This is a genomic window from Pseudanabaena sp. BC1403 (assembly GCF_002914585.1).
Lineage (GTDB): Bacteria > Cyanobacteriota > Cyanobacteriia > Pseudanabaenales > Pseudanabaenaceae > Pseudanabaena.
This window is the reverse complement of sequence record NZ_PDDM01000045.1, coordinates 1-24,823: the sequence shown is the minus strand read 5'-3', so window position 1 is coordinate 24,823 and position 24,823 is coordinate 1. Positions and strand designations below refer to the sequence as shown.

30 protein-coding genes are annotated in these 24,823 nt (G+C 43.1%); 7 read left to right on the top strand and 23 right to left on the bottom strand.

The window, feature by feature from the left end; all coding sequences use genetic code 11:
• Window positions 1-72: 72 nt before the first annotated feature.
• The 6 genes from CQ839_RS25365 to mobC all read right to left on the bottom strand — a co-directional run bounded on the left by CQ839_RS25365 (window position 73) and on the right by mobC (window position 3,360).
• Window positions 73-213 (bottom strand): hypothetical protein, encoded by a 141-nt coding sequence (locus CQ839_RS25365; protein WP_181016323.1) that lies wholly within the window; start codon window positions 211-213, stop codon window positions 73-75.
• A 225-nt stretch (window positions 214-438) separates the two neighbouring features.
• Window positions 439-615 (bottom strand): hypothetical protein, encoded by a 177-nt coding sequence (locus CQ839_RS25360; RefSeq protein WP_181016322.1) that lies wholly within the window; start codon window positions 613-615, stop codon window positions 439-441.
• A 29-nt stretch (window positions 616-644) separates the two neighbouring features.
• Entirely contained in the window at window positions 645-845 is a 201-nt protein-coding gene (locus tag CQ839_RS25925) for a hypothetical protein (RefSeq protein ID WP_308455533.1), read from the bottom strand.
• An 18-nt stretch (window positions 846-863) separates the two neighbouring features.
• On the bottom strand, window positions 864-1,244 hold the full coding sequence (locus CQ839_RS25920) for a heme-binding protein (protein ID WP_308455532.1): 381 nt from the start codon (window positions 1,242-1,244) through the stop codon (window positions 864-866).
• A gap of 192 nt (window positions 1,245-1,436) precedes the next feature.
• Complete coding sequence (locus CQ839_RS23595; RefSeq protein WP_103670749.1) at window positions 1,437-2,960, bottom strand: relaxase/mobilization nuclease domain-containing protein; 1,524 nt, start codon at window positions 2,958-2,960, stop codon at window positions 1,437-1,439.
• Entirely contained in the window at window positions 2,950-3,360 is a 411-nt protein-coding gene (mobC, locus tag CQ839_RS23590) for a plasmid mobilization relaxosome protein MobC (RefSeq protein WP_103670748.1), read from the bottom strand. Before mobC ends, CQ839_RS23595 begins: the two co-directional genes overlap by 11 nt.
• A 790-nt stretch (window positions 3,361-4,150) precedes the next feature.
• On the opposite strand from mobC, the gene CQ839_RS23585 reads away from it, so the two are divergent.
• The 3 genes from CQ839_RS23585 to CQ839_RS23575 are packed head-to-tail and all read left to right on the top strand — an operon-like array spanning window position 4,151 to window position 6,175.
• Entirely contained in the window at window positions 4,151-4,756 is a 606-nt protein-coding gene (locus CQ839_RS23585) for a hypothetical protein (protein ID WP_146048800.1), read from the top strand.
• Window positions 4,757-4,767: 11 nt separating this feature from the next.
• Window positions 4,768-5,487: a mobilization protein MobD-like protein gene (locus CQ839_RS23580; protein ID WP_103670746.1), complete on the top strand. Its 720-nt coding sequence runs from the start codon at window positions 4,768-4,770 to the stop codon at window positions 5,485-5,487.
• Window position 5,488: 1 nt separating this feature from the next.
• On the top strand, window positions 5,489-6,175 hold the full coding sequence (locus CQ839_RS23575) for a DUF6753 family protein (RefSeq protein ID WP_103670745.1): 687 nt from the start codon (window positions 5,489-5,491) through the stop codon (window positions 6,173-6,175).
• A 336-nt stretch (window positions 6,176-6,511) separates the two neighbouring features.
• Here the strand turns inward: CQ839_RS23575 and CQ839_RS23570 are convergent, their stop codons facing one another.
• Entirely contained in the window at window positions 6,512-7,663 is a 1,152-nt protein-coding gene (locus CQ839_RS23570; RefSeq protein WP_103670744.1) for a helix-turn-helix domain-containing protein, read from the bottom strand.
• A gap of 279 nt (window positions 7,664-7,942) precedes the next feature.
• Between CQ839_RS23570 and CQ839_RS23565 the strand changes: the two genes are divergently transcribed.
• The gene (locus CQ839_RS23565; RefSeq protein ID WP_103670743.1) at window positions 7,943-11,080 is read left to right on the top strand and encodes a plasmid replication protein, CyRepA1 family; all 3,138 of its coding nucleotides are present in this window, start codon (window positions 7,943-7,945) and stop codon (window positions 11,078-11,080) included.
• Between the two features lie 137 nt (window positions 11,081-11,217).
• Window positions 11,218-11,859, top strand: a complete 642-nt coding sequence (locus CQ839_RS23560) for a hypothetical protein (RefSeq protein ID WP_146048799.1) — start codon at window positions 11,218-11,220, stop codon at window positions 11,857-11,859.
• 330 nt (window positions 11,860-12,189) lie between these two features.
• On the opposite strand, the gene CQ839_RS23555 is transcribed toward CQ839_RS23560, so the two are convergent.
• Genes CQ839_RS23555 through CQ839_RS23525 form a run of 7 tightly spaced genes read right to left on the bottom strand, consistent with a single transcriptional unit; the run spans window position 12,190 to window position 16,006 of the window.
• Window positions 12,190-13,026, bottom strand: coding sequence for a ThiF family adenylyltransferase (locus CQ839_RS23555; RefSeq protein ID WP_103670741.1), 837 nt, complete (start codon window positions 13,024-13,026; stop codon window positions 12,190-12,192).
• Window positions 13,026-13,760, bottom strand: a complete 735-nt coding sequence (locus tag CQ839_RS23550; protein ID WP_146048798.1) for a Mov34/MPN/PAD-1 family protein — start codon at window positions 13,758-13,760, stop codon at window positions 13,026-13,028. Before CQ839_RS23550 ends, CQ839_RS23555 begins: the two co-directional genes overlap by 1 nt.
• Window positions 13,712-14,419 carry a hypothetical protein gene (locus CQ839_RS23545; protein WP_103670739.1) on the bottom strand — a complete coding sequence of 236 codons (708 nt, stop codon included), beginning with the start codon at window positions 14,417-14,419 and terminating at the stop codon, window positions 13,712-13,714. Before CQ839_RS23545 ends, CQ839_RS23550 begins: the two co-directional genes overlap by 49 nt.
• Window positions 14,420-14,429: 10 nt before the next feature.
• Window positions 14,430-15,182 (bottom strand): hypothetical protein, encoded by a 753-nt coding sequence (locus tag CQ839_RS23540; protein ID WP_103670738.1) that lies wholly within the window; start codon window positions 15,180-15,182, stop codon window positions 14,430-14,432.
• 1 nt (window position 15,183) lies between these two features.
• Window positions 15,184-15,435 carry a hypothetical protein gene (locus CQ839_RS23535; protein WP_103670737.1) on the bottom strand — a complete coding sequence of 84 codons (252 nt, stop codon included), beginning with the start codon at window positions 15,433-15,435 and terminating at the stop codon, window positions 15,184-15,186.
• Entirely contained in the window at window positions 15,432-15,644 is a 213-nt protein-coding gene (locus CQ839_RS23530) for a hypothetical protein (RefSeq protein ID WP_103670736.1), read from the bottom strand. The genes CQ839_RS23535 and CQ839_RS23530 overlap by 4 nt, the downstream gene beginning before the upstream one ends.
• Window positions 15,641-16,006 (bottom strand): hypothetical protein, encoded by a 366-nt coding sequence (locus CQ839_RS23525; RefSeq protein ID WP_103670735.1) that lies wholly within the window; start codon window positions 16,004-16,006, stop codon window positions 15,641-15,643. Before CQ839_RS23525 ends, CQ839_RS23530 begins: the two co-directional genes overlap by 4 nt.
• 258 nt (window positions 16,007-16,264) lie before the next feature.
• Between CQ839_RS23525 and CQ839_RS23520 the strand changes: the two genes are divergently transcribed.
• Both CQ839_RS23520 and CQ839_RS23515 read left to right on the top strand, forming a co-directional pair.
• Entirely contained in the window at window positions 16,265-16,720 is a 456-nt protein-coding gene (locus CQ839_RS23520) for a helix-turn-helix domain-containing protein (RefSeq protein ID WP_103670734.1), read from the top strand.
• On the top strand, window positions 16,713-17,294 hold the full coding sequence (locus CQ839_RS23515; protein ID WP_103670733.1) for a PIN domain-containing protein: 582 nt from the start codon (window positions 16,713-16,715) through the stop codon (window positions 17,292-17,294). Before CQ839_RS23520 ends, CQ839_RS23515 begins: the two co-directional genes overlap by 8 nt.
• 108 nt (window positions 17,295-17,402) lie before the next feature.
• Here CQ839_RS23515 and CQ839_RS23510 read toward each other — a convergent pair whose 3' ends face one another.
• From CQ839_RS23510 to CQ839_RS25355, 9 genes are all read right to left on the bottom strand, one after another.
• Window positions 17,403-17,840 (bottom strand): hypothetical protein, encoded by a 438-nt coding sequence (locus CQ839_RS23510; RefSeq protein WP_103670732.1) that lies wholly within the window; start codon window positions 17,838-17,840, stop codon window positions 17,403-17,405.
• Window positions 17,841-17,952: 112 nt separating this feature from the next.
• Window positions 17,953-18,360 (bottom strand): single-stranded DNA-binding protein, encoded by a 408-nt coding sequence (locus tag CQ839_RS23505; protein ID WP_103670731.1) that lies wholly within the window; start codon window positions 18,358-18,360, stop codon window positions 17,953-17,955.
• A gap of 112 nt (window positions 18,361-18,472) precedes the next feature.
• On the bottom strand, window positions 18,473-19,051 hold the full coding sequence (locus CQ839_RS23500; RefSeq protein WP_103670730.1) for a histidine phosphatase family protein: 579 nt from the start codon (window positions 19,049-19,051) through the stop codon (window positions 18,473-18,475).
• A 91-nt stretch (window positions 19,052-19,142) separates the two neighbouring features.
• Entirely contained in the window at window positions 19,143-19,529 is a 387-nt protein-coding gene (locus CQ839_RS23495) for a hypothetical protein (protein WP_103670729.1), read from the bottom strand.
• Between the two features lie 96 nt (window positions 19,530-19,625).
• Complete coding sequence (locus CQ839_RS23490) at window positions 19,626-20,792, bottom strand: AAA family ATPase (RefSeq protein ID WP_103670728.1); 1,167 nt, start codon at window positions 20,790-20,792, stop codon at window positions 19,626-19,628.
• Between the two features lie 123 nt (window positions 20,793-20,915).
• Window positions 20,916-22,373 (bottom strand): VWA domain-containing protein, encoded by a 1,458-nt coding sequence (locus CQ839_RS23485; RefSeq protein WP_103670727.1) that lies wholly within the window; start codon window positions 22,371-22,373, stop codon window positions 20,916-20,918.
• Window positions 22,374-22,436: 63 nt separating this feature from the next.
• On the bottom strand, window positions 22,437-22,712 hold the full coding sequence (locus CQ839_RS23480; RefSeq protein ID WP_146048796.1) for a hypothetical protein: 276 nt from the start codon (window positions 22,710-22,712) through the stop codon (window positions 22,437-22,439).
• A gap of 57 nt (window positions 22,713-22,769) precedes the next feature.
• Complete coding sequence (locus tag CQ839_RS23475; protein ID WP_103670725.1) at window positions 22,770-23,654, bottom strand: AAA family ATPase; 885 nt, start codon at window positions 23,652-23,654, stop codon at window positions 22,770-22,772.
• A gap of 68 nt (window positions 23,655-23,722) precedes the next feature.
• On the bottom strand, window positions 23,723-24,823 hold a 1,101-nt coding region (locus tag CQ839_RS25355; protein WP_181016321.1), incomplete at its 5' end, for a DUF6744 family protein.

The window sequence follows — 24,823 nt, the reverse complement described above, 5'->3', positions numbered from 1 at the left end:
TCTGATATTGCTGTTTCATTTGTTACGGTTTCATCTCCTGATTAATATCTAATTTACCTTCCCCTACCCTTTTTATGCAACAACGCCAATTTGAAGCCAAAATTCTATATCTTGAGATTCCTGCTTAAATATCCCAACAGAACCTAATTCATAGCAATCATAGAGAACCGCTTCAGAAATATTAAAAAAATCACTAATTATTGATGATTGCATATTGAAATTTTTTATGGTTCAAAGATGAGTAATGTTTAATCGAATAGTCAAAATAATGCTTTACATCAATATTTAGAAATTCCGATTACTACTTTAACTGAATTGATCGATAAAAGTTAGGAATTTTTTGTCAGTTAGGTCATTTCCCACCTTTGTATTTAATCGGTAAATATCTGGAGATTTGATTGGTTATGTAATCGAGTGCAGATACTGTCAAGTCGTAACCTAAACATAAAACATTGACGGGCAAAGCCCGATCCGAACTGTGCTTTTGCAGTGCGATCGCCATGGTTCTAAAGACTGAGTTTCACCACTGCGATCGCACCGCAACAAAGGCACAAAGAAGCATAGCGAAAAACAAAGATCTTCCTGTCTACGCCCAAAATCTTTGATTTTCGCCATGCCCAGAAACAACGGACTAAACTTTGTTTTTATCGCTTCCGAATGGGAATTTGGACTTCACGACGCTTTAATGGTGCAGGTGTAAAAGGTGAATCGTAGAGAAATTCCCTTGGCTCTCCTGCTATTTCATACTCAGGATGGTTATCTAACCATTCTTTTAACTTTGCAACATCCTCTTGATATCTGTCATAGCCATATGCACCCTGCACACCCAAACTGACAACTAACATCGGTGCATGATCTTCTACTTAAATATCTTGAGATATTTGTGAGGGACTGATGGAATTATTGTTGTACAAAAAAGAAACCTTTGCTTTTCCGCTTTGCATCGGTTGATTGATTGTCGAGATAGGATACCTTGCCTCCACAGGAGCCGTCATCGAAATATTGTTGCTGCTGATGTGCTGAAACAATGGGTTAAAGGAGTTGCTAGTAGCTTGACTGAGATTTCCTTCGTAAGTGTATGTGCCAGAACGATAGGCAGGATATTGCTTAACTTCAATTTTTCCGTGAGATGTTGGCGATGGGAATCCGACGGGTAGGGGTGCAGACATAGCTTTAGTTACTGCAAAAATAGTGATCGGGATTGCGATCGCGCCAAGAATGATGAGTAAGGTGGAAAGTTTCATACCTCGATTATAGTGACTCTAACAAAGTGAAATATTGTCTGAGATAGCGATCGCTTTAATTATCATGTTGCCAGTGCTCGTAGGAAATACGCGGGAGGTCGAATAGTCAACCTTTTGGTTCTCTGGTTGTAGCAAGTGCGATCGCTATTTTGTAACGTGCATTGGCAAGGTGTAAAACTGTTTCATGCTAGCTCATACAATTTTGGCTTGTGAGTCAATATTTTGTTGCCGTGCTTGAGATCGATGCAGCCAAGCCTGATCAAATTGTTGGATATCAAATTCGCTCAAATCGGCAAGTTCAATTTCCTGTCCCCTGACCTGCAAGATGATCTGGCGATCGCCTCTTAATCTCTCAACTGTCAGAATATCTCCGCTTCGTTGAATACCGTAAGAATTTTTGCCCACTTCTCCAAATCTATCAGCCCCTAGCTCATTGAGGATCTGATGGCAGATTGCTGCAACCATCTGAGCGTGATTGTTTCTGTCCTGTTCTGGGTTAACAGGGATTTCTGATTTAGTAATATTTTCAGATTGGTTTAGTTTGGATACTTTAAGCGATCGCTGTTTTTCTAACTCAATCACAAGCTCTTTTAACAAGCTATCTGAAAAACTCTGTTCAGATTGATGCAACGAATCTACAGGCTGGTTCACCACCTTTCGATCAGCACTTTGCATCTCTAAAATAATCGAGCGATCGCGTGCTGGATCGTAACTGATCTGCAAATATTTCTGAAGTCCTCCCCAACTAAACTCTTTGCCTAGCTCATTACCTTGAATACTGTTACTTCCCAAACTGTAGGAAATACCTTTAATCTTCTTGGTGCGCGTGTATTTGACATGAGCATCTATTCCTGAATGTTTCAACTGCTCAATCAACTGGGGCATGGTCATTCCTGCTTTTACTTGCTCTCTGATGACTTGCGATATGTGAGATGCCATATCAGGACTATTAGAATGTATCCCCTGCTCGGAGATGCTTTCTATCCGCTTCAAGATACGCGGTAAGGAATAAGCTTTACCCACACTGGAGCCTGCCATGCTTACTCCATCCAATTTGTAAGCAATCCCTTTCGGGTTTCCCTTGCGATCTCGGTCAACCCTAACTTCAATCCCTTCAAGATTTAATTGCTCAATAAAATCTGGTAGTGAAGTGGTATTTACCAAAGTTGCATCGATCTTATCCGCAAGTTGACGCTTTACAGTAACTTTGCCCGTTTCTAATTCCTTATCAATCTGACTTTTGGTTTGTTCTTGGCGATCACTCTCCCAACTTGATGGTATAGCCGCTAGTCCAAAGTCCTGCTCCAATTTGCGGATTATATCTTGGCTGCGCGTCCAATCCCAACTGTCAGAAACTACTGAGCCGTCCATCCGCACCCGACTGGTCACGAGATGTATGTGTTCGTGATTTTCTTTATCAGTATGCTTTACAGCCACATATTGATTATTGGTAAATCCCATTTCTTTGAGATATTGGGCGATCGCTGTCTGCCAAGCATCATTGTTAAGATGCTCTTCAGGACTAAGGCTGAGAATTACATGGCAAACTTTGTAATTTAATTTAGGGCGCAATTGCCAAGACAACGAAAATTCATTTGCCAAACTATATGGATCTTTGCCATCCATATTCATACCTACAACTGCTGCACCAGTTTTTCCCATGACATAGGATAAGCAGCCTTGAAAGCTCTTTCCCTTAATAATTTTACCGATCATCCTCTTCTCCTAATTTGGGCGTTATACCTGTACTCTCCGTGATCAGAGTCCTCAGTTCGGATATTGAACCAATTGATTGCTCAATATGATGCGATATCTCATTGAGTTCTTCCAGTTGTAGTTGCATTGGGCTACCCATCATTAGACTCAAGTTGGCATCATGGGCTAGTTGGTTGATATTTGTACCGATTTTATTTAATTCATACTTGACTTCCCCCAACAGGTGATAAAGATCCCAATCTACCTTTGCAACTTGTACCTTAGATGGCGGCAGATCGTATTTAAACGTTGCACATCTCACAATTTCACTGGCTTTAACATTCAACTGACTTGCTTTTTTATCTAGGATTACTTTCTCCTCTTCAGTCATTCGCACAGTAAATCTAACAGATAAAGTCATTGCTGTTATTCCTAAAGTTTATCCTGCTTAATTGTTGTCAAAAATATTTGCAAATCATAAAGAGTCTGATAAGCCGTAGCTATCAGTTATTTTTGCAGTTCCTATTCTTCTCCACACACTTAGATTTTAAAGTGTTAATTCTATATTTAGTTTGTCTTTTCTAAATTTCTTTGCATTTTGTCATTTGGCTGAGGGGGATTCCAAAGGGGTTACTCCCCTTTGGCAAGCGTAATGTTGCCGTCGAACAAAAATCAAGCGATAGCGCGATTTCTTGTCCGACGAGCAACATAGCTTGCGAGCTGTTTTAGACATACCTCAAAGCACGGAAAATCGTTGTGAATTAGGATCGATCTGCCCAAACTTAGGACGATTTTAGGACAATAGAAGGTACAAATCTGCGACGATTTCAGGACAATTTTGAGACATAAATCGCCCCTATTTCTCACTCAATTGGCATATAATTACCACTCAAATATAATACTTAAGACATACAAATTAATGTCCGAGTATAAAAAATATCCAAGATAAGGATTGACTTAATACTTTCTTGGTAAACGAAATTGTTGGATTTCAGATATTGATAGGAATTGTGCCGATGTTAACAAATTGTAAAAAAACTCATCAAGAAAAGCCAACTAATATTCTTTAGCAATGGTTATGATTGAAAAAAGTAATAAACTGGGAGGTGATAAAAATAATATAAAAACTAATCTGAGACAGAGATTTCTAGATTTGGGAATTTTTGGGTAACAGTTTAGAAATGTCCATCCATCAAACAACATCTAAAAAAATGACTGAAGATCCCTCACGTTCATCTTTAGTGGACTTGGATACAGATAAGTTAATAGCTTTATCAGAGCGCTGGATCAATGAACCCCAGAAGAAAAACAAACTCAAAAGCAAACTGGATATCATCCGAACTTTAGAAAGTGGGATTAGATCTTTAATCGCTTCGGGATACACCTGTGAAGAAGTCAGCAACAAACTGACTAGTGAGCTACACATTTCTATCTCTGGTGCGACAGTACGAAGGTATTTGCAGAAGATTGATGTGGAAAATAAAAAGGCTGCGGCAAAAGCTAAACGAGATGCGATTAAAGCAGAAAAAGCCTTGGGCGTTCCTGCTCTGTCAGTTTTGCCGTCAGAACCCGCAAAGTTTTCGGATTACCATCCTAGTTCACAATCTATCAGTAAGAATGTTGTTGTCATCAACACCGATGATAAACCTACAACTACCAGAACGAATTCGGATCTAAAACAGACTAATCAAGTTGAGCCTAGCAAGCCCAAAAGTATCGTCCCTAAGTCTTTCCCTGTAAATGATGTGGACGAAAATGACGACGATGATGACTACTTAGCACAACAGAAAATCTTGAAACACTACAATCGTTACTAGGAGGTAACCTTATGGCAATTATTAACCTGATCGATGGTGAAAAAGGTGGCGTGGGTAAAAGCTGGGTTGCGCGAACCATGCTCCAATACCTAAAGGATCGTGCCATCCCATTAGCTGGCATTGAAGCGGATCGCAGCAATCCAACCGTCCTCAATATTTACAAAGACAGCAAGGCGGCTTTTTTCTCCGAAAACGAGAAAATGGCTGATGTCCCTGATTCTATTTTTGACTATGCGCTCAAGAAAACTGTCGTCGTCAATTTACCCGCTCAAGCCCATCGCGCTGTATCCCAATGGATTAACACCAAAGGTTTACTAGACTTGGGCAAAGAGCATGGCGTGTCTTTCATCAAGTGGTTCGTCAGTGATGGTGAAAGTGACTCAATCGAGCTATTCATCGAGTCTCTGGAACATTACCAAGGCTACATCACCCATGTGTTTATCAAAAACTGGGGTCGTTGCGATGAATGGGGCTATTTCCATGAGCATGAAGCAATCCAGAAGGCGATCGCAGAATATGGTGTAGCCGTGATTGATTTTCCGAAATTGGGAGATGGCAGACGCATTGAAATCAATGCTAAACGCCTAACTTTTGATGAGGCTTCTAACTATGCTGAATTTGGCATCATTGGCAGGAATCAAATCAAAACCTTCCTCAGAGATGCCTACAAAGCCTTTGAGTCCACCAATCTCTTGCCTCAAAACGTCCAGAAAAAAGAATCCAAATCCTAGTATGAATAGCGATCCTCAACCTAAAACCTATCTGGATATTGCCATCCATGACTACGATCCCACTGTCAAAGCCAAGATTTACGAGATTGTGGCTAAGTCTGGCATCCCTCAAAACGATCCTTACATTGCGATTTTTCTGTCCAATGCCCAAGTCGCAGCCACGGTGGCCACTGCGCCCAACCTACTCCAAAGTGCCTTAGCCAAGGGCTTCGATGTTGGTATCCAAAAGTTCCGTGACTTTCTGGCGACTCTGCGCGAGACTGCGGTTAAAGAACAGGAGGTGGCGATTAGTCAGGCGATCGCGAATATCATCAAAAACAAACAGCATCAGGAATCCCAAGGATATTGGCGGGCAATTAGCTTGCCCTTCATTGGTTTCTGTGCGGGGATGTTGATGATTGGTTTAGCGGCAGGTCTGGTTTCGGGCTTGGCGATCGCTAAGGTTGTATCTCCTCAAGCTAACCTCAATCCCCAGACAGCAAAGGATTTGGACTGGTTAGCGAGCGATGATGGCAAACTGGCAAGGAATCTCTTGGACTGGAATCGCGACATTTTAAAGACCTGTCTGCAAGACCAGCAAAACCTTAAGGATGCTTTGATTATCCTCAATGGTAAGTACGTTACGAAAGGGTTGTGCGCTCTTTGGGTTTTGCCTGAAAGCCAGAGAGTATATGAAGATCGGCGTTGATTTTATTACACCGATTATTAATCGAAAAAACACTATATCCAATTCATTGGATATAGTGTTTTTTTTATCAACTAAAGAGTCTCTCTAAAAATAGCTGTATTCTCAATAATGTAAGGTTGAAACCTTGATTTATCGTTACTACTGTCAATAGTATAGAGACACCCTAAATGTTAGTCCCTCTCTGGGTATGGTGCTGAAACCCAGAGAGTATATGAAGATCAGCGTTGATTTTGGTTGCAAATATCATCAATCGAAAAAAACACTATGTTCAATAATCTGATTAATATGTTTTTGTAAACAAGTAACATTTACGGCAAAAGCTATTCATAATGCAGATTACTTAACTTTTGTATTTGAAATCAGCAGATCTAATGCTTGTCCTGTTGCTTGCATATTTTCGGCTGGGATGACGGCTTCCTGCTTAATTTTTTTTGGTTTTGGCTGCCTTGGCTTCATCTGATTGCGATCGCTGTTCTCAATCCTGCCGCGCTTCCTGATTTCATACCCATGTCTTAGTAACATGGCTCGGATCGTGGAATCGCTTAGCCCAAAGACTTCTCCCACTTCGTCTAGACTCATTGGTTTGCTATATAGCTCCCAGTATTTCTGGGCGATCACTTGTTCTTCTTTGAAAGCGGCAGCTTTTTCTCTTCGTGCTACTTCGGAAATGTCGATTCCTGCTTGGACAATTACCCGTTCTATGGTTTTACCTGACAGGTCAAATAGTTTACCCACTTCCTCAAAGTCTAACCCGCCTTCATTTATCAGTTGCCAATATTCTTTGGCACGGTTGTAGTTCTTGAGGCGCTTGAGCTTTTGGTTATCTTCGCGTCTCTGTCTGATCCGCATCAAGATCTGACGACGCTCTTTTTGTTTGGGTGTCAGTTTTGGTGTGGGTAATCCTGCGATGCCTCCGAGTTTATGTTTTAGCTTAAAGGTGGGACGATTTTTGGAGTCTACGCTTTGCCTAATCGGGTAGCCATTGCGCTTTAGTTCCCGCAGGATAATTGGATGGGATACTCCAAATAGTTCTGCGGTTTCTCTTAGGGTTAAGTGGTGATCGTTATAGGCTTTGTGATACTGGGCGGCGCGATTGGCTGAGGTGACTAAATCTATCCCTCGGCGGATCGGGATGCCATGCTTTTCTAGTACTTGGTTAAGGGTCTTGGCTGAGATATTGAGCTTTCGGACTACGGCTGTCCTCGTCACTCCTGTTTGGTATAGGGCGATCGCCTGTTCTTCTTTAGACATCCTTGTATGGCTCATTCGCGCATGTTTGGGTCTAAATTCACTAAACCCTGATACGACCATCGCGTTATATACCGTTGAAACCGATACCTGATAGTGTTTTGCGATGTCTCGAATCGGGTAGTTTGATTCTTTGTATAGCCGAATATACTCAGATACATCGGGCATAACTCTAGAAGCCTTCACCTTTGAAGTCTTTGTTTTTAGGCTTTTCTCCTTGTCTGCTTTTTGCTTTTTCATGAACTAGCTCTCAATATTCAAGTGCGTTTTTGATGGTTTACGATATCTGTATGTCGAAAATATATATAAAAGGGTAGAGTTTGGTAAAAGTATTCCCAATAATTAGGTTTTTCTACTATGCTTTATTAAATTAATTTCTCCTGAAACAACACAGATCCTCACCTACATTTTTAAATTATCCTCCTATCGGGTGTTGCAACCGAGCCAATTTCTTGTGTCATAAAACGTTAAATTTAATGTTTTGCACCAAAACTATAGTTATTTTATTTAATATTAAAGATGAAATCAACAACTTTAGATCTACGTTCTTTCTCTGATTTAGTTTACCGTGAATGGGTTGATGGCAGTGCGATCGAGCCTGAACTTTTTACTTATAATGTAGAAATTATAGCAGATGAAATTATTGAAAGTGGGTGTGAAGTCAACTACCCAATCCATGAGGCTCTGAATTGGAATCCTGCTAAGTGGCGTACTGTCTGGCAATCTGGTAAACAACAGCGTCCAGAGATGTTTGGAGCGCTTATTCATGCTTGGAATCCCATTCTCGGCAAATCTGAAGTATTCCAAGTCAAGCTTAGCAACCCACTAATCGATCATAAAAAGGGTAAACCCCGTAAGTATGAGAATCCTGCTAAACGCGGACAGGTCGGTGGTTTTGCTTTAGTCCCTCAATCAATATGGCAAAAAGTAGCCGATCGCTATGGGCTTGAGGTTGATTTCTCGGTCTTACCTGATTCTGTTGATTTTTGGTCTTGGGTAGCTGCCCATCCTGAAATTCCGATCTTCATCTGTGAGGGCATGAAAAAGGCTTGCTGCTTGTTATCTCAGGGTTATGTGGCGATCGCTTTGAGTGGGATTACGATGGGGCGGATACAGGGGGCAGATGGCAAGTTGGCTTTGCAACCCTATCTGACTAAGTTTGCGACTCCCAAGCGTCAGGTCTGCTTCTGCTTTGATGCCGAAACTAAGGAAAAAACTAAGCATGATGTTTTTCTGGCTACGGTCAAGACGGGCAAGCTATTTGCGGATGCTGATTGTCTCGTTAAGGTACTTGAGCTGCCTTTGCTGGAAGGTACTGATAAAACTGGGGTTGATGATTTTATCGTTGAGCGCGGTATAGATGCTTTTCATCAGGTTTACTTAGCTGCTATCTCCCTCAATACCTATACGTGGGAACATCAACAAGATTGCCAACTTACATTTAAGCCGTTTAAGAGTTTATCGATGAATGTTATGTTTCAATTGGATCGATATGAAATCCCCGATTACATTCCTAAAACTGGGATTGTGGCGTTGCAATCGGCTAAGGGGACTGGGAAAACTAAAGCAATTGCAGCGATCGTGGCGGGGACAGATAAGTTGGCTTTGCTCGGTCATCGTGTCAGTTTGGTTCGCAATCTGTGTAAGGTGATGAATGCAGATTTCAAAGGCGATCTCGATATGGCTGATGGGCAATTTATTACGGATTCGGCTTATTCCGCTCGTGTTGGAGCCTGTGTCGATAGCTTACTTGCTTTCGATCCCCGCCAATTTGTGGATTGCGATCTCGTCATTGATGAGGTGGAGCAAGTACTCAAACATTTGATTTCAGGTTCGACCTGTAATAAGGATGGCAAACGATCTGCTCTGCTTGCCCGTTTGCATATTTTGGTAAAAGTCGCCAGACGAGTAATTGTCGCTGATGCCGATCTCTCAGATATTAGCTTGAACTATCTCCAAGCTTTACGTGGTGATGGTTCTGATGTCTTTTTGATTAAGAATGAATTTCAACCTGAAGGCTATCCGACTCGGTTCATTGTGGCAAATAACGATGTGCCAATTATTCAGGAGTTGCTAGCGGATGTAACCAAAGGCAATCGTGTTTTTGTGGCGACGGATAGCAAGTCTAGTAGTAAGGCGATCGCTAAGTTGGTTGAGAAAATTAGGGCGATTCGTCCCAAGATTAGAGTCTTGCTTTTCAATTCTGATACCAGTGGTGGTCGGCATGAAACGGATTTTATGAGCAATATCAATAAGCGGGTGTTCAACTACGATGTGATCATTGCCACTCCTTCGATGAGTACGGGTGTTTCGATTGAGGTCAAGCGCTTTCATAAGGTCTATGGTTTGTTCTATGGTACGGTCACGGATGCTGATGCGAGTCAGGCTTTGTCTCGGGTCAGGGATAATGTCCCGCGTACTGTTTGGTGTGCTGAGCGTGGTATTAATTTCTGCAAAATCGATCGTTCTTCTTCTCCGATTCATCTCAAAAATACTCTCAGGAATCGATGGGATCGGGAGGTTAGTTTGATTCGTGCGGGCTTAGGGGATTTTAATTTGCCCGTAGATAGTGTTTCTTTGGACAATCCGCACATCGACCTTTGGGCAAGTGTTGAGGCGAGAACCAATGCGGCGATGTGGGCTTTGCGAGACTATTTGCTCGAACGCCTTGTGTTTGAGGGTAATCAAGTTACGGTCGTGACGATCAGTAATGATGATTCTGGCAAGTCGATTAAAGAGGCTCTAGCTCAGACGAGGCAAGAACGTTACCAAGCTGTCTCTAGGGCAAAAATCCTATCTCCCGCCGAACAAAAAAAATTAATCTCAAATGAGTCTCAGTCGTATCAGGATTTATTAGATCTAGAAAAAACTGCGATCGCTAAGTTTTATTGCCTTGATCAAGTCTCTCCTGAACTGGTGGAATACGATCGCGATGGGCAAAGGCGATCGGAGATTCTCAAATTGGAAGCTTTGTTTCAATCGGATCTTGCCATTGATGCTGATGTTCGTGCCTTTTCTCGTCAAGCTAAGTTTGGCATGGGTATTTTCCTGCCAGATCAGCCTTGTCATGAATTGGGACGCTATATCAGATCGGGTTTAGGGTTGAAGGAGTTACTGAATCCTGATGTGCAATACACTGACTCAGATCTGGAGAACTTGGGTAATCTTTGTCGGCAATTTGCTAAGGATATCAAAAGGTACTTGGGCTTCAATGTTCCTCAAGATGCTACCAATATTTGGATTTTTCGCATTCTCTGTAATCAGCTTGGGGTCAAAATCTGTTCTAAGCGTATTCATGGCAATGAGGGCATGATTAATGTTTGCTGGCTTGATGCTGAAGCTTGGCAACAGTTGCAGGCAATTCTCGACATACGCTCGGCATCTCGGCAACAGGTGACGGCTACTCAAAGCGTTTCTTGCGATCGCCCCCCCCTTATAACAAATGATTGTGAGGGGGCGATCGCAAGAAATGGTCAGTTTGCGGTTTGGACTAGGCTGATTGCCTTGGTTGCTTATCTGCGCCATTTACTCACATCGGATATTTCTTCTTACCACCCTCTATACAAGCTCAAAAGCCAGCTATCAGTCTTGTTTTATAACTTCCAAGCCATGTTCACTCAAAGATTATTCTTGCCTTGCTCTCAAGCAAGCCTTTAATTTCGCAATTATTTGGACAAAACAGACGTTTTTGTGGAAAGATATCATATAAAAATCAGTTGGTTTAGGGAGATTTATCATCTCTAAGGTTTGAGGTGGGGCAATCCTTGTTTAGAAATTTTATAGTGGAGTCCTATGTGGGTACATTAACCGATATTTTCGTCGCTCAAAAAGAGCAACGATTTGATTTTCTGCGTGAAAACTTTTCTCGGATTTTTTATAAGTATCATCAAGATCGGTTTGCGATTAAGCAAATGCAACTAAAACCCTTTACTACCTTTCTTGACTCTCAGCTTTCTAAGCCGATCGATATCAATGTCACGGCTCAGTTTATCAAGCAACATTATGCTGATGCTCAATCTTTCGTCTCTACTGCTATTAGCGAAGTTGGTAAGTTTAACAATGTTCAACTTCTAGGTGGGGTTTCGCCTCGTTCAGCTAATCTTGTGCGGGATTTATTCGCTGATGAGGATTCCTTGATCGTTAGTATCAGTGAGGATATTGTGATCGAAATTATTGATTTTCTCTGCTCAGATCCTCACTATCCAATGCTTTGTGATATCTGCTTCCCCTGCACTAGTCAAGTGATTGTGGCGGCTCGTAAAAACCGAATTCCTGTATCAGTAAGAGTAATCAAACCTCCTCTGAGTTTCAAACGCAACCGCCATCGCATTATTGCCTGCGCTAACTGGGCCGTACTCGTGCAATATGCTAGTGCTGATGTCGTCCTTAAGCTATGCAGCATTCCTTGGTTAGATGAAATTCCTTGCTTTGGCTAGATTAGCTATAGTCCTGAATAGGAAAGGATCTGCGGCGCGAAGCGCCGCAGATCGCTTTTTGGATTTTAGTCTGTACTAGCTATCCCTTGCTTTCCTATACCAGTAGGACTTACGCAAATCAACCAAGAACTTTAGTTCTTGGCTCAAAGCTCAAGTCAGTTAAAACTGACTAAATAAAGCCTCAAATCAACCTGTTTCAACAGGTTTAAGCTGTTAGCCCGCAATTTATTGCAGGGCAGATGCGTAAGTCCTAACCAGATTGGCTCACCTATGAAAGAAACAAGGAGTCCGCACTGCTCTTGATTGGATTAGTTCGGACTCCTTGTTTCTCTATTCGGGCTTAGCTTTCAGGTATTGTTTGGGCTTACCAATCACTGCTGCTACTTCTTCGGGGGTGTTGAATCTAGACCATGCATTACCATGTTTGCAGTTTACATAGGTAGCAAAACGGGTCAGGGTTCCGCTTAGTAAGCGTAGTAGCATGTCCAATGCTTCATCAGCTATACGGTGATTGATGGACATCGACTGAGCATTGGCGATCGCTGATTCTTCACAGGATAGTACTTTCTGCGTTGACTCTTGCTTCACCAGTAAATCTGGGTGTTGCAAGGCAGGTGATGGCAGGGCTGTGCAAAATGTGGGTACATGAAAGGCTCCTTTCATACTTTCGGCATTGTCTCTAGATCCGATTAATACTTGTCCTGAATCGTAATGATTGCCGCAGTCCAACCAGAATGTTGTTTTTCCATTCTCTAAAATCTTGGCAATTTCTGCTCTAGCTTCTGGATTGTCCACGGCTCCAATACAAATTGTCAGATGTTTCCATCGTGATAAGGCCATATCTGCTCTAAATGATGAGGTAATGGCACTAATTTCGATTCCCCATTGCCATCCATACCTTGCTGCTAGTACTGCGGCTTTTGGTAAGCCAAGGTCGCTGGGAATAAAGTTTTGGCGAGGAATATTTGTTGCTTCTACCCGATCTGGATCGATGAAAGTAACTGATGCCTTTTTCCCTGCTTGGTTTTGTAAATAGGCGATGCGTGGCAAGTTCACGGCTAACCATCCGCCTGTGCCACCACAGCCGATGAGAATTAGGTCTAGTTCATCATAGGCTGGTAGCAGGATGGGGACGGCTTCAGCAAATGGTAATGATAGGTTTGACATTACCAATCCTCCACTAAGCAATCTGTTAGTTGCGCTGGTAACTCTAAGATTCCTGTTGTTGCGGTTTCATAGAAATGACCATAAATTCCTACTCGCATCCTAATCTGTGGGTTGCAGAAGATTTCGCCTAGCACTCCATAGATCCGAAATCCTGTCTCATCTCGATTATCTGTATCTGAAAAATAGGCTCTCATGCCATGATGGGAATGTATTTCGATGATGGCTTTGCTATAGGTGCTATTTGCGCTGTTGTCCAATGGCTTGCAGGATGTAGCTGTTTGCTCTTGATCTGGTATTGCGAGCTGCCAATTTCCATTTTCAAAATATAGGTGGAATACAATCTCTACGGGTTTATTGTCAGCATCGCAAGCAATGCGTGAGGCTTCGAGCATTTGTTCTACTAACAGTAGGGGAACTGCGGGATATGTCATCTGCACGAATGCTGATAGCACTCTTAGTCCTTTGGCTTTGTAATAGGACACTGGCGCGATCGCTGTCAAACCTTGCCGCTTTGCCCTGACAAATGTGCCATTACTGCCATAGACATACTCATACATTGAGGTTGGGGCGATTTCAGGCAGGCTTTGATTTGTGGCGATGATGTGCTGAATTAGCGGGGGATTGTGCGTGGCTGGCAATACTGTGTTTATCGTTGCTACGTGCTTTTGCACATGTTCTAGTAATTTCATCGGTTGATTACCATGTTGATCGCTACCTGCACTGAACTGCCACATTGGACGAGATCGTTGATAGGGTAGCGGTTGGATTTCTGCAATTGGATCAGTTTTTCGCGGATGTCTTCTGGATGGGTATTTGATTTACCATCCACGAGATGATTGTTAAACGGTGCTGTCATAAACATCTGCCAAGCTTTTGCTAGGCGCTCTATCCCTTCTGCATAGTTGCTGAGATTATTCTCAACTCCCATGCAAATCCTGCCATCTCCATAGATATTTGGTAATGGCACATGGTAAATAGGCGCGTCAGCTTCAAAGGTTTTTTGCTTGGTGGCCCAGATGTGGCAAATATCGCCACATAGCATAAACACTGTACCCATCATCGGAATAGTTAGTGAAATCGGCTCTCCGCTTTGATTTAAGTTGATGAAGGTAAACGTCTGTTTTGCAGGCGGCATAAACTGCACATACCATTGTCCTTGACGACAAATTCCCAATCGTTTTACTCCATTGGGTATCCATCCTGAATCAATGCGTTCATGCTGAAAGGCGGCTCTTACTGTGTCAGGGGATAGAAATTTATAGGTTTCTTTCTCTCCCTGTCGATATTGAAAGCAGTAATGTCCTCCTTTCAGAAATAGGAGTTTTGCCTCTGCTTCAATTAATGGATAACCATCGGGATTCAGGGCATCTTGGAGTGGGTCTATGGTTAGCATTTGTTTTTCCTCATGCCACAAGATAGTGGTTGTGTATTTCTGGATTCGTCTCCTTGCATCTGTTCCAAAGCCTGACCACCTTGATACAATTTGCCGAGTCTCTATCTAGCCATTCGATAAATTCTCGATACTTTTGCATAATTGTTTGTGCTTCTGTATAAGCTTCTCTCAGCGTATCAATTACCTCTACTGTCCAATGAGCATCTACAATGTCATTTTCATAGGAGATATCCAGCCATAGATTTCCTGTGGACTGGGTTAGCATATCTAGCGCTATGGGTAAGTGGGTGATTGTCCCTCTTAACTTTTTGCATTCTTGACTTAGTTTTTGGTAATTGACGTAACTCGCGACAGGGGGCAAGTCCTGTTCTAGTTCTCCCTCAATGTCATTCCATGAATCACCATCTAATCCATGAATTAGGCTCATCAAGAATTTCTCTGTTGCACCTAATTCTTCAAAGTTATCGTAATACCATGAAGTGCCAAGTGGCTCTACGGGTATATAGGATATACGTTCTGATTCTGCTAGTAATAGTGGCAATGGGAAAAATTGCTCGTCTAATAAGGTCAGAAACTCTAGCTCTTTCTCACTGTAGGTTTCAAGGCTAGTAACTTTAACACTAGCCTTTGATTGCTGATATTCATCAGGGTAGTAATACTGATACAGTTGCAGCACGGTTGCTCGTTGCTGGATCGCTTCGAGGTACTCCACAACTTTATCGGTGGTGCGTGCTGCTAACCACTCGAATTTGGTTTTGTCCATCTCAGAATCCTCGGATTGTCATCGGGGCTGCGATTGGGCTAGCTCTTTTCAAGTTGTCTAATGTCCTTTGGATGGACAGGCTATGTTCTTGCGATTGGGCGGTTACTTCGCTAAAGTCTTCTAGCCCGATTTCACTTAGCTCGATTAACTGAGACCCTTGCTGTTGGTACTGCTCGATCTCCCAGAGTATTTCTAGCAAGGGGTTGATTTCTTCGGGTACTTTCATCAAATTAGCGATCGCTGTCTCGCTCATGTCGTTCCTTTTGTCCCTGCGAGTTTGCAGACATCCACGAGGACATCTCCGTTGGCTTGCACGGTTCTTTCGATTTTCGAGTTCTTGATTCCTTCAAAATACAGGCTGAGAGTTGCCCTAATTTGTTCGTCGCTACTGCCGATTTCAGGTGGTACGGGAATTGTCTGTCCTTCAATCTTGATGTTATAGTTCACTGTTGTTTCCCTCATAGTAAGGTCATCTGTTCTGGTTTTGAGGATACTAAAGATCTCTTGGTGATGGCGATTGGTTCTAGGTTTTCTTCTTCAATGGTCGGGATTTGATTTGCCAACTCACTGGCGGCATAGGCTTGGATTACCTCGGCTAAAGGTAATGGGATTGGTGCTAGTTCATTCAAACTTATAGTCCGAATTAGAGGCATTCCCCGATCGCAGCAAATGGAAATTATCACCATTCTCTCGGTTGAGTCGGTTTCTGGCAATATTTCAAGGCACAGCTTTAGTCTGTCTTTATCTAGATCGATTGCTGGATTGGTCATGGCTTTTTTGCTAATGGAATTATGATTTTCTCCATCAGCACGGGCGCTAGCCATGGTTAATTTTCAGTTGATTTATCTTGACCTTCGCAATCCTGAAAGCACCATTTTGCAGGTATTCATCCCGAATTAGCGATCTCTTAAAGTTTTTATTAACTTTTTTGGGAGTGTAAAATTATGATTGTCTTAACTGCCACTTATAAAAATGGTGCGATCGCCTTGCATGGTAATCGTCATTTCGTTTATTGCGTTTAATATGTTAGACTTTGAGCAAAATTCAAGCAATCTAAATACAAAACTATCTGAGGTTGCCCGATGGTTGCCCTAACCCAGTCTTTACACATTCCTACCGAAGAAGAAACCGAAATTTCTAAAGAAAGCAGCCGTATTCTTGCTTCGCATATTAGCGAAGGTGTCTGTCATCTCAAAATCGTAGAAGCTGATGGTAGTGAAGAAACAGTCACAATCCCTGCGGCAGCCTATCGCCTATTTATAGACATTTTGACCCAGATGTCCCAAGGCAACGCCGTAACAATCATCCCCATCCATGCCGAACTCACTACCCAAGAAGCCGCAGATTTAATCAATGTCTCGCGTCCTTTCCTAATCAAACAACTAGAAGAAGGCATAATTCCCTATCACAAAGTCGGCAAGCATCGCCGAGTTCGCTTTACTGACTTAATGGAATACAAAACAAATATTGATGTCGCCAGAAGCAAAATTTTAGATGAGATTGTGGCGATATCTGAAGAGCTAGAACTATATAACTAGCAAGTTTACAGTGATATACGATGCCTGTGTCCTTTATCCTAACTATCTTAGAGATATTCTCATTCAATTAGCGATCGCCGATCTCTTTAGAGCTAAATGGACTAACTTAATCCATGACGAATGGATTCGCAATCTCATCGAAAACCGTCCTGATTTACCAAAGGAAAAGCTAAATCAAGTCAAAGATTTGATGAATAGTCAAGTTCGAGACAGTTTAGTGACTGATTTTGAACAACTAATTCCTTCCTTAACCTTACCCGATCCTAATGATCGCCATATTCTGGCGGCGGCAATTGTGGCTGAAGCTGATGTTATTGTCACCTTTAATCTAAAAGATTTTCCCGATCTGAATATCAGTCAGTATGAAATCACAGCAAAGCATCCAGATGATTTTATTGCCGATTTGATTGGCTTAAATCCTTTCAAAGTTATTGCAGCAGTTGAGAATTGCAGGCAACGCTTAAAAAAGCAACCCAAAACTAGCAATGAATACTTAGAAATTCTGTTAAAGCAGGGGCTACCACTCTCTGTGTCAATGCTAAAAGAACTCCAGAACACTCAAAACACAATGTAAAAAAAGCAAGGAAATACATAGATTTGGCAAAAAAGTAAAACCTTCACTGTGAAGGTTTTACTTTTTGTAGAGATTACTAGTCACTTCATCTCAAATTGCTGTTTTCAATCATGCCGCCAATTGCCTGTACCTTGTCTTCACGTTAGGCTTGATGCCAACTGGAATTGGGATGCGGGCTGGGAATACTCGCAGATGTTCTTGTGCAAATACTCGAAACTTGCCAGTATGGTGTCTGCCGCTATTGCTGACAGTCAGGTACACTCGCTCGTCTAGAATTGCTTCAATTGTTGCATCGGGCAATTCTGGGCGGGGATACAGTGGGAAGATATCCGCATGTTCTTGCAAGAATAATTCCACCATCTCAGCAAAGTATTGTTTAGTCTGTTCCTTGTCAAAACTTGTAATCAATTTTGTTCCAAGCCACTGGGCAAATACTTTCTGCTCAATGCTGATCGAATACTTCTTGGCTTGAGCTACCCATTCAGTTCCTTGATTGGTGTTTCGGGTCGATAGCAAACATTGATAGCCTTTGTGAGTGTAAATCATAGTTACCTTCTCTTTTTCTTAGCTGGTCAAGAGCCTTAAGCGATAGCGGCTAAAAACAAATAGAGAGAGTATCGATAGATATCTATCAATACTCTCTCTATTTGTTCAACGCTTAGAAGTCATCATCGTAAACGGTTGATTCTTCATACTCTTCGTCTTCAGCAGACTTCCTCACAACATCAATAAAGTTGAGAGATTGAGCATGAATCACAGTCCGCGCATGGTGCTTCTTGTCTTTCTTGGACTTGTATTCTTCAGGCTGAGTTAGAACTCCCGTAACTTCGACAAAGCGTCCAGATTCTGCTCTTTCTTCGGCATATTCCGCAGTTCCATTCCAGCAGACTACTTTTACCCAAAGCGGTTCTTGGTTGATCCAATTACCATCTTTGTCGCGGCGAGGCTTGGGCTGCACGGCGAGGCTGAAGTCTAGAACATCTTTGCCACTGGTATTGGTTTGACGCAATTCAGATACATTACCGACATAACCAGAGAGGACTACGAGATTAGTTGAATTACACATGAGTTTTTCCTTCTATTTAGGAATCAGGTCATGGACTTCTACGCGATAGCGTATCTTCAAAAATCTTGAGACTCAACAGGTAAGGCGCTGATTGACTGACAAGTATTACTATTTACGGATCTAGTTCACCAATTACGATTACCTCGCCTGCGGCGTTAGCTTGTACTACCACAGCCGACCCAGATCGCGGCACTATGCCTGTTAAAGCTGTAATATTTACCTGATGCGTCACCATAATCACGACACCATTCTGTTGGCGATGTTCTGTGATGAGTCGGCGGGTTTGAGTGGTTTGGATATCCTCTGTACTGCGATCTCTAAAAAAGGAATTGAGGGCAGGCAATGGCTTCACCTCTCCTAAGTTCAAAAGCTTGGCTGTTTCTAAGCATCGACACCATTGGCTAGATAAAACCTGTTTAACTGGAATCTGCCTCCTCCGAAGTTCATTCCCTGCTTGGCGGGCTTGCTCTCGTCCTGTTTCTGATAAATTGCGCTGTGTGCTACAGTCTCCCAGTTTAAACCCACTCGGATCTCCTGTGCCGGGGGCAAGTGCATGACGCATTAGTAAGACTTTGCCTGAGCCTTTGAGAGCAGTCCATTCGTCATTGGCAGGGGATTGGGCAACAGATTGAAAACTAGTTGCGGCCGACATCATCATCACACTAGCGATCGCCACAATACTCTGGAGCATATTTCTTAGTAGATAGTTTCTGTATTTTACCGTAGAGACAATTCAGGACTTGCCTCTATGCCTTGTTATTCTGGCTAATACCAATTTTAGCCTAGCGTATCTTCAATTCTAATGCTTTGGCGATCGCCTCAAGCTGACGAGTACTGTAGGGCAAGGTGGGCGCTCCATAGATCCGCTTAGCAGCTTGCCTAATGTGGTACGCCAATTTGCGGCGGCGTTGCTCTAACTTAAGTTGTTCTATTGAATCGAATAAAACATAGATTTCAATCTGGAGTTCAAGGTCATGTCTGATTCTGCCAAGTGCGTAGTTGAAGTAGAAGCGACCTACTATCCCTTCTAGAGAAAAAGCGGAATCGTTTGAACCGAAACTAACTTTGGTGACTTCGCGGATACTTGTTTCTGGGTTGCCGCCGATGTGCCAAACAGCAAAGCGATCTCCCACCTTGACATCGGCTCTGGTTGAGATGTGGTTGTACATATTCTTCTTTAGCTAGTTTGCAATAGCTACAACAAAACCAATGATTGTGAGGACATCATCGGTTTTGTTGCCTGTTAGAAACTAAACTGGTTTCCGCTAAAATTCCAGTTGGTTGGCGATGTCTTTGGCGATCGCTGCATATTGTCCTGGATGCCGAGATGTCGAGATATCGATCAGGTTCTGGGCTAGTTCGACTGGATATCCTTTAAGCCCTAGCCATTCCAGCATCAGTGCTTCGCATACAGTTTTGATTTGCTCTGCGGTCATGTTTTCACTGTTGAATTTGGGCTTTGTGCCACTTTCATCGGCTCCATACAGGTCAATGCTAGTCTCAATCACCTTGCTGATATGCTGTTGGGTGATTGCTAATAATGCTTTGAAGGCGGCTTTTGCTGGGTTATCGGGTTTGCTGTTACTGGGTTGAGTATTGGCAATCGTTGGCTTTGTCTCAACTGCAACATGACCATTGGTACTAGCAATCTGGGCTATATGCCCATTGCTACTGGCAACTGTGACTAGTTCGGGCTTTACCTGTGGTTCCTGTACAACTTTGACAGGGACATTAATGAATGGGATAAAAGCATTTTTGTTAACTGATGTTTCATCACTTAGCCATGTTTGGATCATCTCGGCAAATTTCTTTCCTGGTTTTGGAAAAATACCGTTACTAATTTCGGGACATCTGCTCTTGGAGATTGTGAGTGTGTTCTGGTCATCTAGTAAGCCACAGATGTCCAGTTCATATTCGCTGCCTTCCTTTTGAATTGGTGCTGTGCCAATCTTGCGGACACTGGTGATTTTCTGCTTGCCACCAACTTCCGCAGTGTTAAAGTCATACTCGATCTTCGATCTCATTGTGGCAATGATGTGACAGCTTGAGCTGATGATTTTGTCCCATAGTTGGCGTTCGATAGGGCGGATTTTTGCCCAGTTCCTCACGTCACTGCCTACCGAATCTAGTTCGGCATACCATGCATGGGATAGGGAATCGACGATCAGGTAATCAAATCCTGATTCTTCAGCACTTTCAATGGCGTTGTAATATTGGCTGGGGCCAAATTTGGTTAGTTCTAGCACTTCAAAGTTAAACAGATTGGCATATTTACGGCTGGAGCCATATTCGGTGTCAATCAGTCCAATCTTCTTACCCAATATTGATGCTAGTTGTAGGGCGGTGTAGGTTTTGCCGCAGCCTGGTGGCCCGTATAAAGCCATGCGAAGTTTGATGTTTTCTTTCGTTGCTTTCTGAAATGAGTAGGTCATAGATATTTCTCCTTTTGTGTAAGTGGGTTTGGTCAATACTTGGAATTTTTCCTTACGAGCCTCGCTAGAGGAAAAGCCAGAAAAGGCGGCGCGATGCGCCGCTTTTTCTGGCTTTAAGTTTTTTTAGATGCTATACAGACAGTCGGATACTTCGCTGTCGTCTGTGAGATCTTCTATCTCCACATAGCGATCGCATAGCTTGCCGATCGTGCTTTCGTAGTTGCTCAGGTTGCCACAGGTAATCAAGATGCCATAACAGCTAAATTCATACTTTTTCCTGTCTGCTTGCCATTGCTCCATGAAACTAGATAATGGGGTGTCTAGTCCGTCGGTGATTAATACCACGTCGGCTTTCTTGGTTTGTTCGTGTTGATTGATTGATTCTAAGGCTCCCGTTAGGGCGGATGTAAAACTTGTACTGCCGCCGTTGTAGAACTTCTCGATGCAGTCAATCACACGATTGGTATCGGGGATTTCGCCTGCAAAGTCGTCGATTCGCTCCACTATGTCTGTGAAGTGCAGAATGCGGCAATGGCGCTTTTGACTTACAGCAATACTCAATAGGGCTAGGGCGATCGCTTTGCTCCAGATTTCTTCTTGCCCTGCCATTGACCCACTGGAATCTAGACAAATAATGATTGGACCTCTGGCTAAAGGTTCGCGGCTGATTAGTTCTCGTTGTAATAGCGATCGCTCGATATACCCTTGGGCAAATATAGGGAATAACTCTGGGGTTGTTAGCTTCAGTAGCTCGCAGGGCAGTAGCTGAGTCAAGTCATTACCTGTGGTCACACCTACCATTTCAATGCGTCCTTCTTTGACTTTTGTGCGTTGCATCTTGGCGGCGATCGCGATTTTCTTGCCTGCGAGTTCGGCGATTACTTGCAGTTTTGGCGATGCTTGGATTCTCTGGGCTAATTGGATTTTGTCGGCGATTTTGAGTTGGGTTTCGTTGCTGTAATTGTTGCCTCCGCTAAAGGCTTCTAGGCTTTCAGCAATGGATTGCATTTCGGCTTCGGCTTCTCTGATTCCTGCGATTAATGCGGTTTCGATTTCGGTATTGCTAATTGAGTCGGCGTAGGCTTCACAAGCAAGTCGGGTTTCTAGTCCCTGTTGCTTTAACTGTTGAATCTTTTGCATCAAACCTGCGCTGGGTGTTTGCTCTTGAATAGCTTCAAAGATGCCTCGCAGTTGTTTTCTGATTACTTCTGGGTCTTCTAATGGCTCGGCTGGTTCTGGTAACATTTCTGCGATCGCAATACATAGGGCAGTTGTGCCTATACCTGAGAGGAATTCGTCTCCATTCAGGCGGTTGCTAAATTGCTGAAATGCTGTTAATTCGCTCATCTGTTGGTGGATGGCAATCCAGATTTTGTTTTCTGGCTTGATGGCGCTATCTTCGAGTCGGTTGGGTTGGCGATCGTATAGCCGATGATAGGTTTCACTAACAAAGGTTTCAAAGTTGTAGATTTTGCGATCGCCTTCTTCTATGACATCATTCAGTCTGGATGACTTTTCTTTAAAATCATCTATACACAACTCTGTCCATTTGGGGATTACATACACTAATAGTTCTTGCATTTTGATTCTCTATTAGGTTGAGAAAGTTGAGAGAGCAGATAGTCTGCTCTCTTTTGGTTGGGGCTATGCTCCGTACATGATTTCGCTGACTTTCGCTAGTAATGGTTTCTTCTTGGATTCGATTTCGGCGATCGCTTGTTGAGCTTTCTTTGCCTTGTGTGGATGTTGGGCAATCAGGCTTTGCAGTCTGTCAATCATGTTTCGCATATCGGACAATACGCCAGAGCCTTCGGTTGCCCAATCGTCTTGCTGTTTCTTTGTGCCATAGCTGGGGCAGTTCCCTAAATCTGAAAGCTTTTCGGTAATGGCGGTGAGGATTTCTTGGGCTTGGATGTTCACGGGATTCCCCACTTTGGCGATGATTTTCCCGATCTGTGCTTGCTCTCTGGGATGATTCTAGATCACATGGTTGAGAATCTCAAAGCTGTCTTCACTGACTTCGGTTTCTGCTTGTAAATAGGCATGGGCTTTGAGGATGGTGACGATCTGCACGTATTTTCTGGTACTGATGATGAAGTTTTCTTTCTTCAGTTCTCGTTGCAGGTCGATTAGAGAGTCAATGACAGGGGCAGGGAATGCCACGTTTTTCACGGCGGTTTGCATTTGCTCTAGTTCGGCTAGGCTCAGCATGGTGGTAATCTGGGGTGCGGTGATGTTGCTTGTCTTGCGGAGCAGTAAGGTTCGCAGGTCTTCATCGCCTAGATAATCAACCATGTACCGCAGGCTTAGCCGATCCCAAAATGCTCCGTCTTCTTCTCCATCTAGGAGTTCGTTGGAGCAGCCAATCATGGTGATTAATGGTGACTGGAGTTTAGTTTTTCCATTCAGAAATTCCCGTTCGTTCATCAGTCCTAATGCGGAGTTGCGGACAATGCTATTTGCCTTGCCAATTTCGTCCATAAGGGCTAGGTGCGCTTCGGGTAACATGGCTTCGGTGTCGCGCACGAATTTGCCTTTTTGGAGTTCGGCGAGGTCAGGTGCTCCCAATACTTCTTCAGCAACAGTAGTTTTGGTCATCAGGTAATGAAAGAAGGTGGTTCCTGTGATTGCGTCTGAGACTGCTTTCGCCAGTTCGGTTTTGCCTGTGCCTGGTTTGCCTCCTAAGAAAACGTGCATTTTCGATAGCAGTCCTACCAAGATCAGGTCGATCGCTTCGCTGCGGTCTAGGTACACGGTTTTCAATTCTTCTCGCAGTTGTTGCAATTTTGCTAATGCTGATTTTGGGGTTACGGTCAATGCTGTGATATGTCCATTTGTTTGCGCGATTTCGGTTGCCATCATTGTTGAGTTCCTCTTAATCTTTGATATTGAATGGGGAGTAGCGCGTTGGCTACTCCCGCGATCCTTCGCTAGAAGCCGAGGTCAAATAGGTTGTCTGGGCTTTCTTCTGTTGTTTCTGCTAGGTTGATTTCAATTGAGTTGATTTCTTCTAGTTCAGAGATAATTTCTTCTGCTTGGTTGGGCTGATCTTCTGAACTTTCAACTGCTGTGGTAGCGATTTCGTCCAGTACGTTCAGGCAACGTTGGCGCAGTTGGGCGAGTTTATCGGTCAGTGCATCGGAGCGAAATTGCAATAGCTCGGATAGCATTTTGGTTTTGTCTTCGACTTCCCGATATACTTTGAGTTGGTTTTTCAGGGTGCTACCTTTTGTCTCAGATACTTTTTGAGGATCTAGCAGCTCGTCTAGGTAACTGGACATCGATTGCACTTCTTTTTCTAAGGATTGCCTTGCGATGATGTCCATGTCGCCGATGCCTGCGATCGGCATCCAGCGGATGTTGTTTTCTCTGTGAATCAGGGGTAGTAGTTCTCGGAAGGCGGTTAGTTCTAATCGATAACTACGTGCAACAAAGTATGTGCCGCCTCGTTCTCGAAATGGCACTCCTGCTTTTTTGACGAACTCAGTCAGCATGGCACGGATTTCTTTACTGGTGATTTCTTGGCTCCATCTGTACCATTTGTCGAAGGTAGTTCTGGCGATGTCAATCAGCGATTCATTTTCATGGCTCCAGTCTTCTCGGTTCCAATTGGTAGTTTCGTTGCTTTTATCGAAGCTATAAGATGCGAGTTGGTAATAGCGCAGCTTTTTGTCTTTCTCGTTCTTGTTCTCTAGGACAAATCCATAGACTAGTACGCCGTTATTGGAGATTTGACGGATTAATAGATTGTGGTTGCTCAGTTGGGTCTGGGCTTTTGTTCTCGCATTTTTGAATGCACTTAGTTTGTTGGGGCTTTCGGGGAGGTAGCTGAAGTCGAGGTTAACTTGCTCGGCGGCTCGTTTCAAGGTGGCTTCGCTTAGTCGGGTCTCGGCATTGATTGACCATGCGATTAGGTCGCCTAAGTATTCGGCTCCTTTGTCGATTATTAGACGACAATTAACTTGACCAGTCGCGACAACTAACTTGTCTGGTTGAGAGAAGAGAGAAAAAACGAAAGCACTAATTGTCAC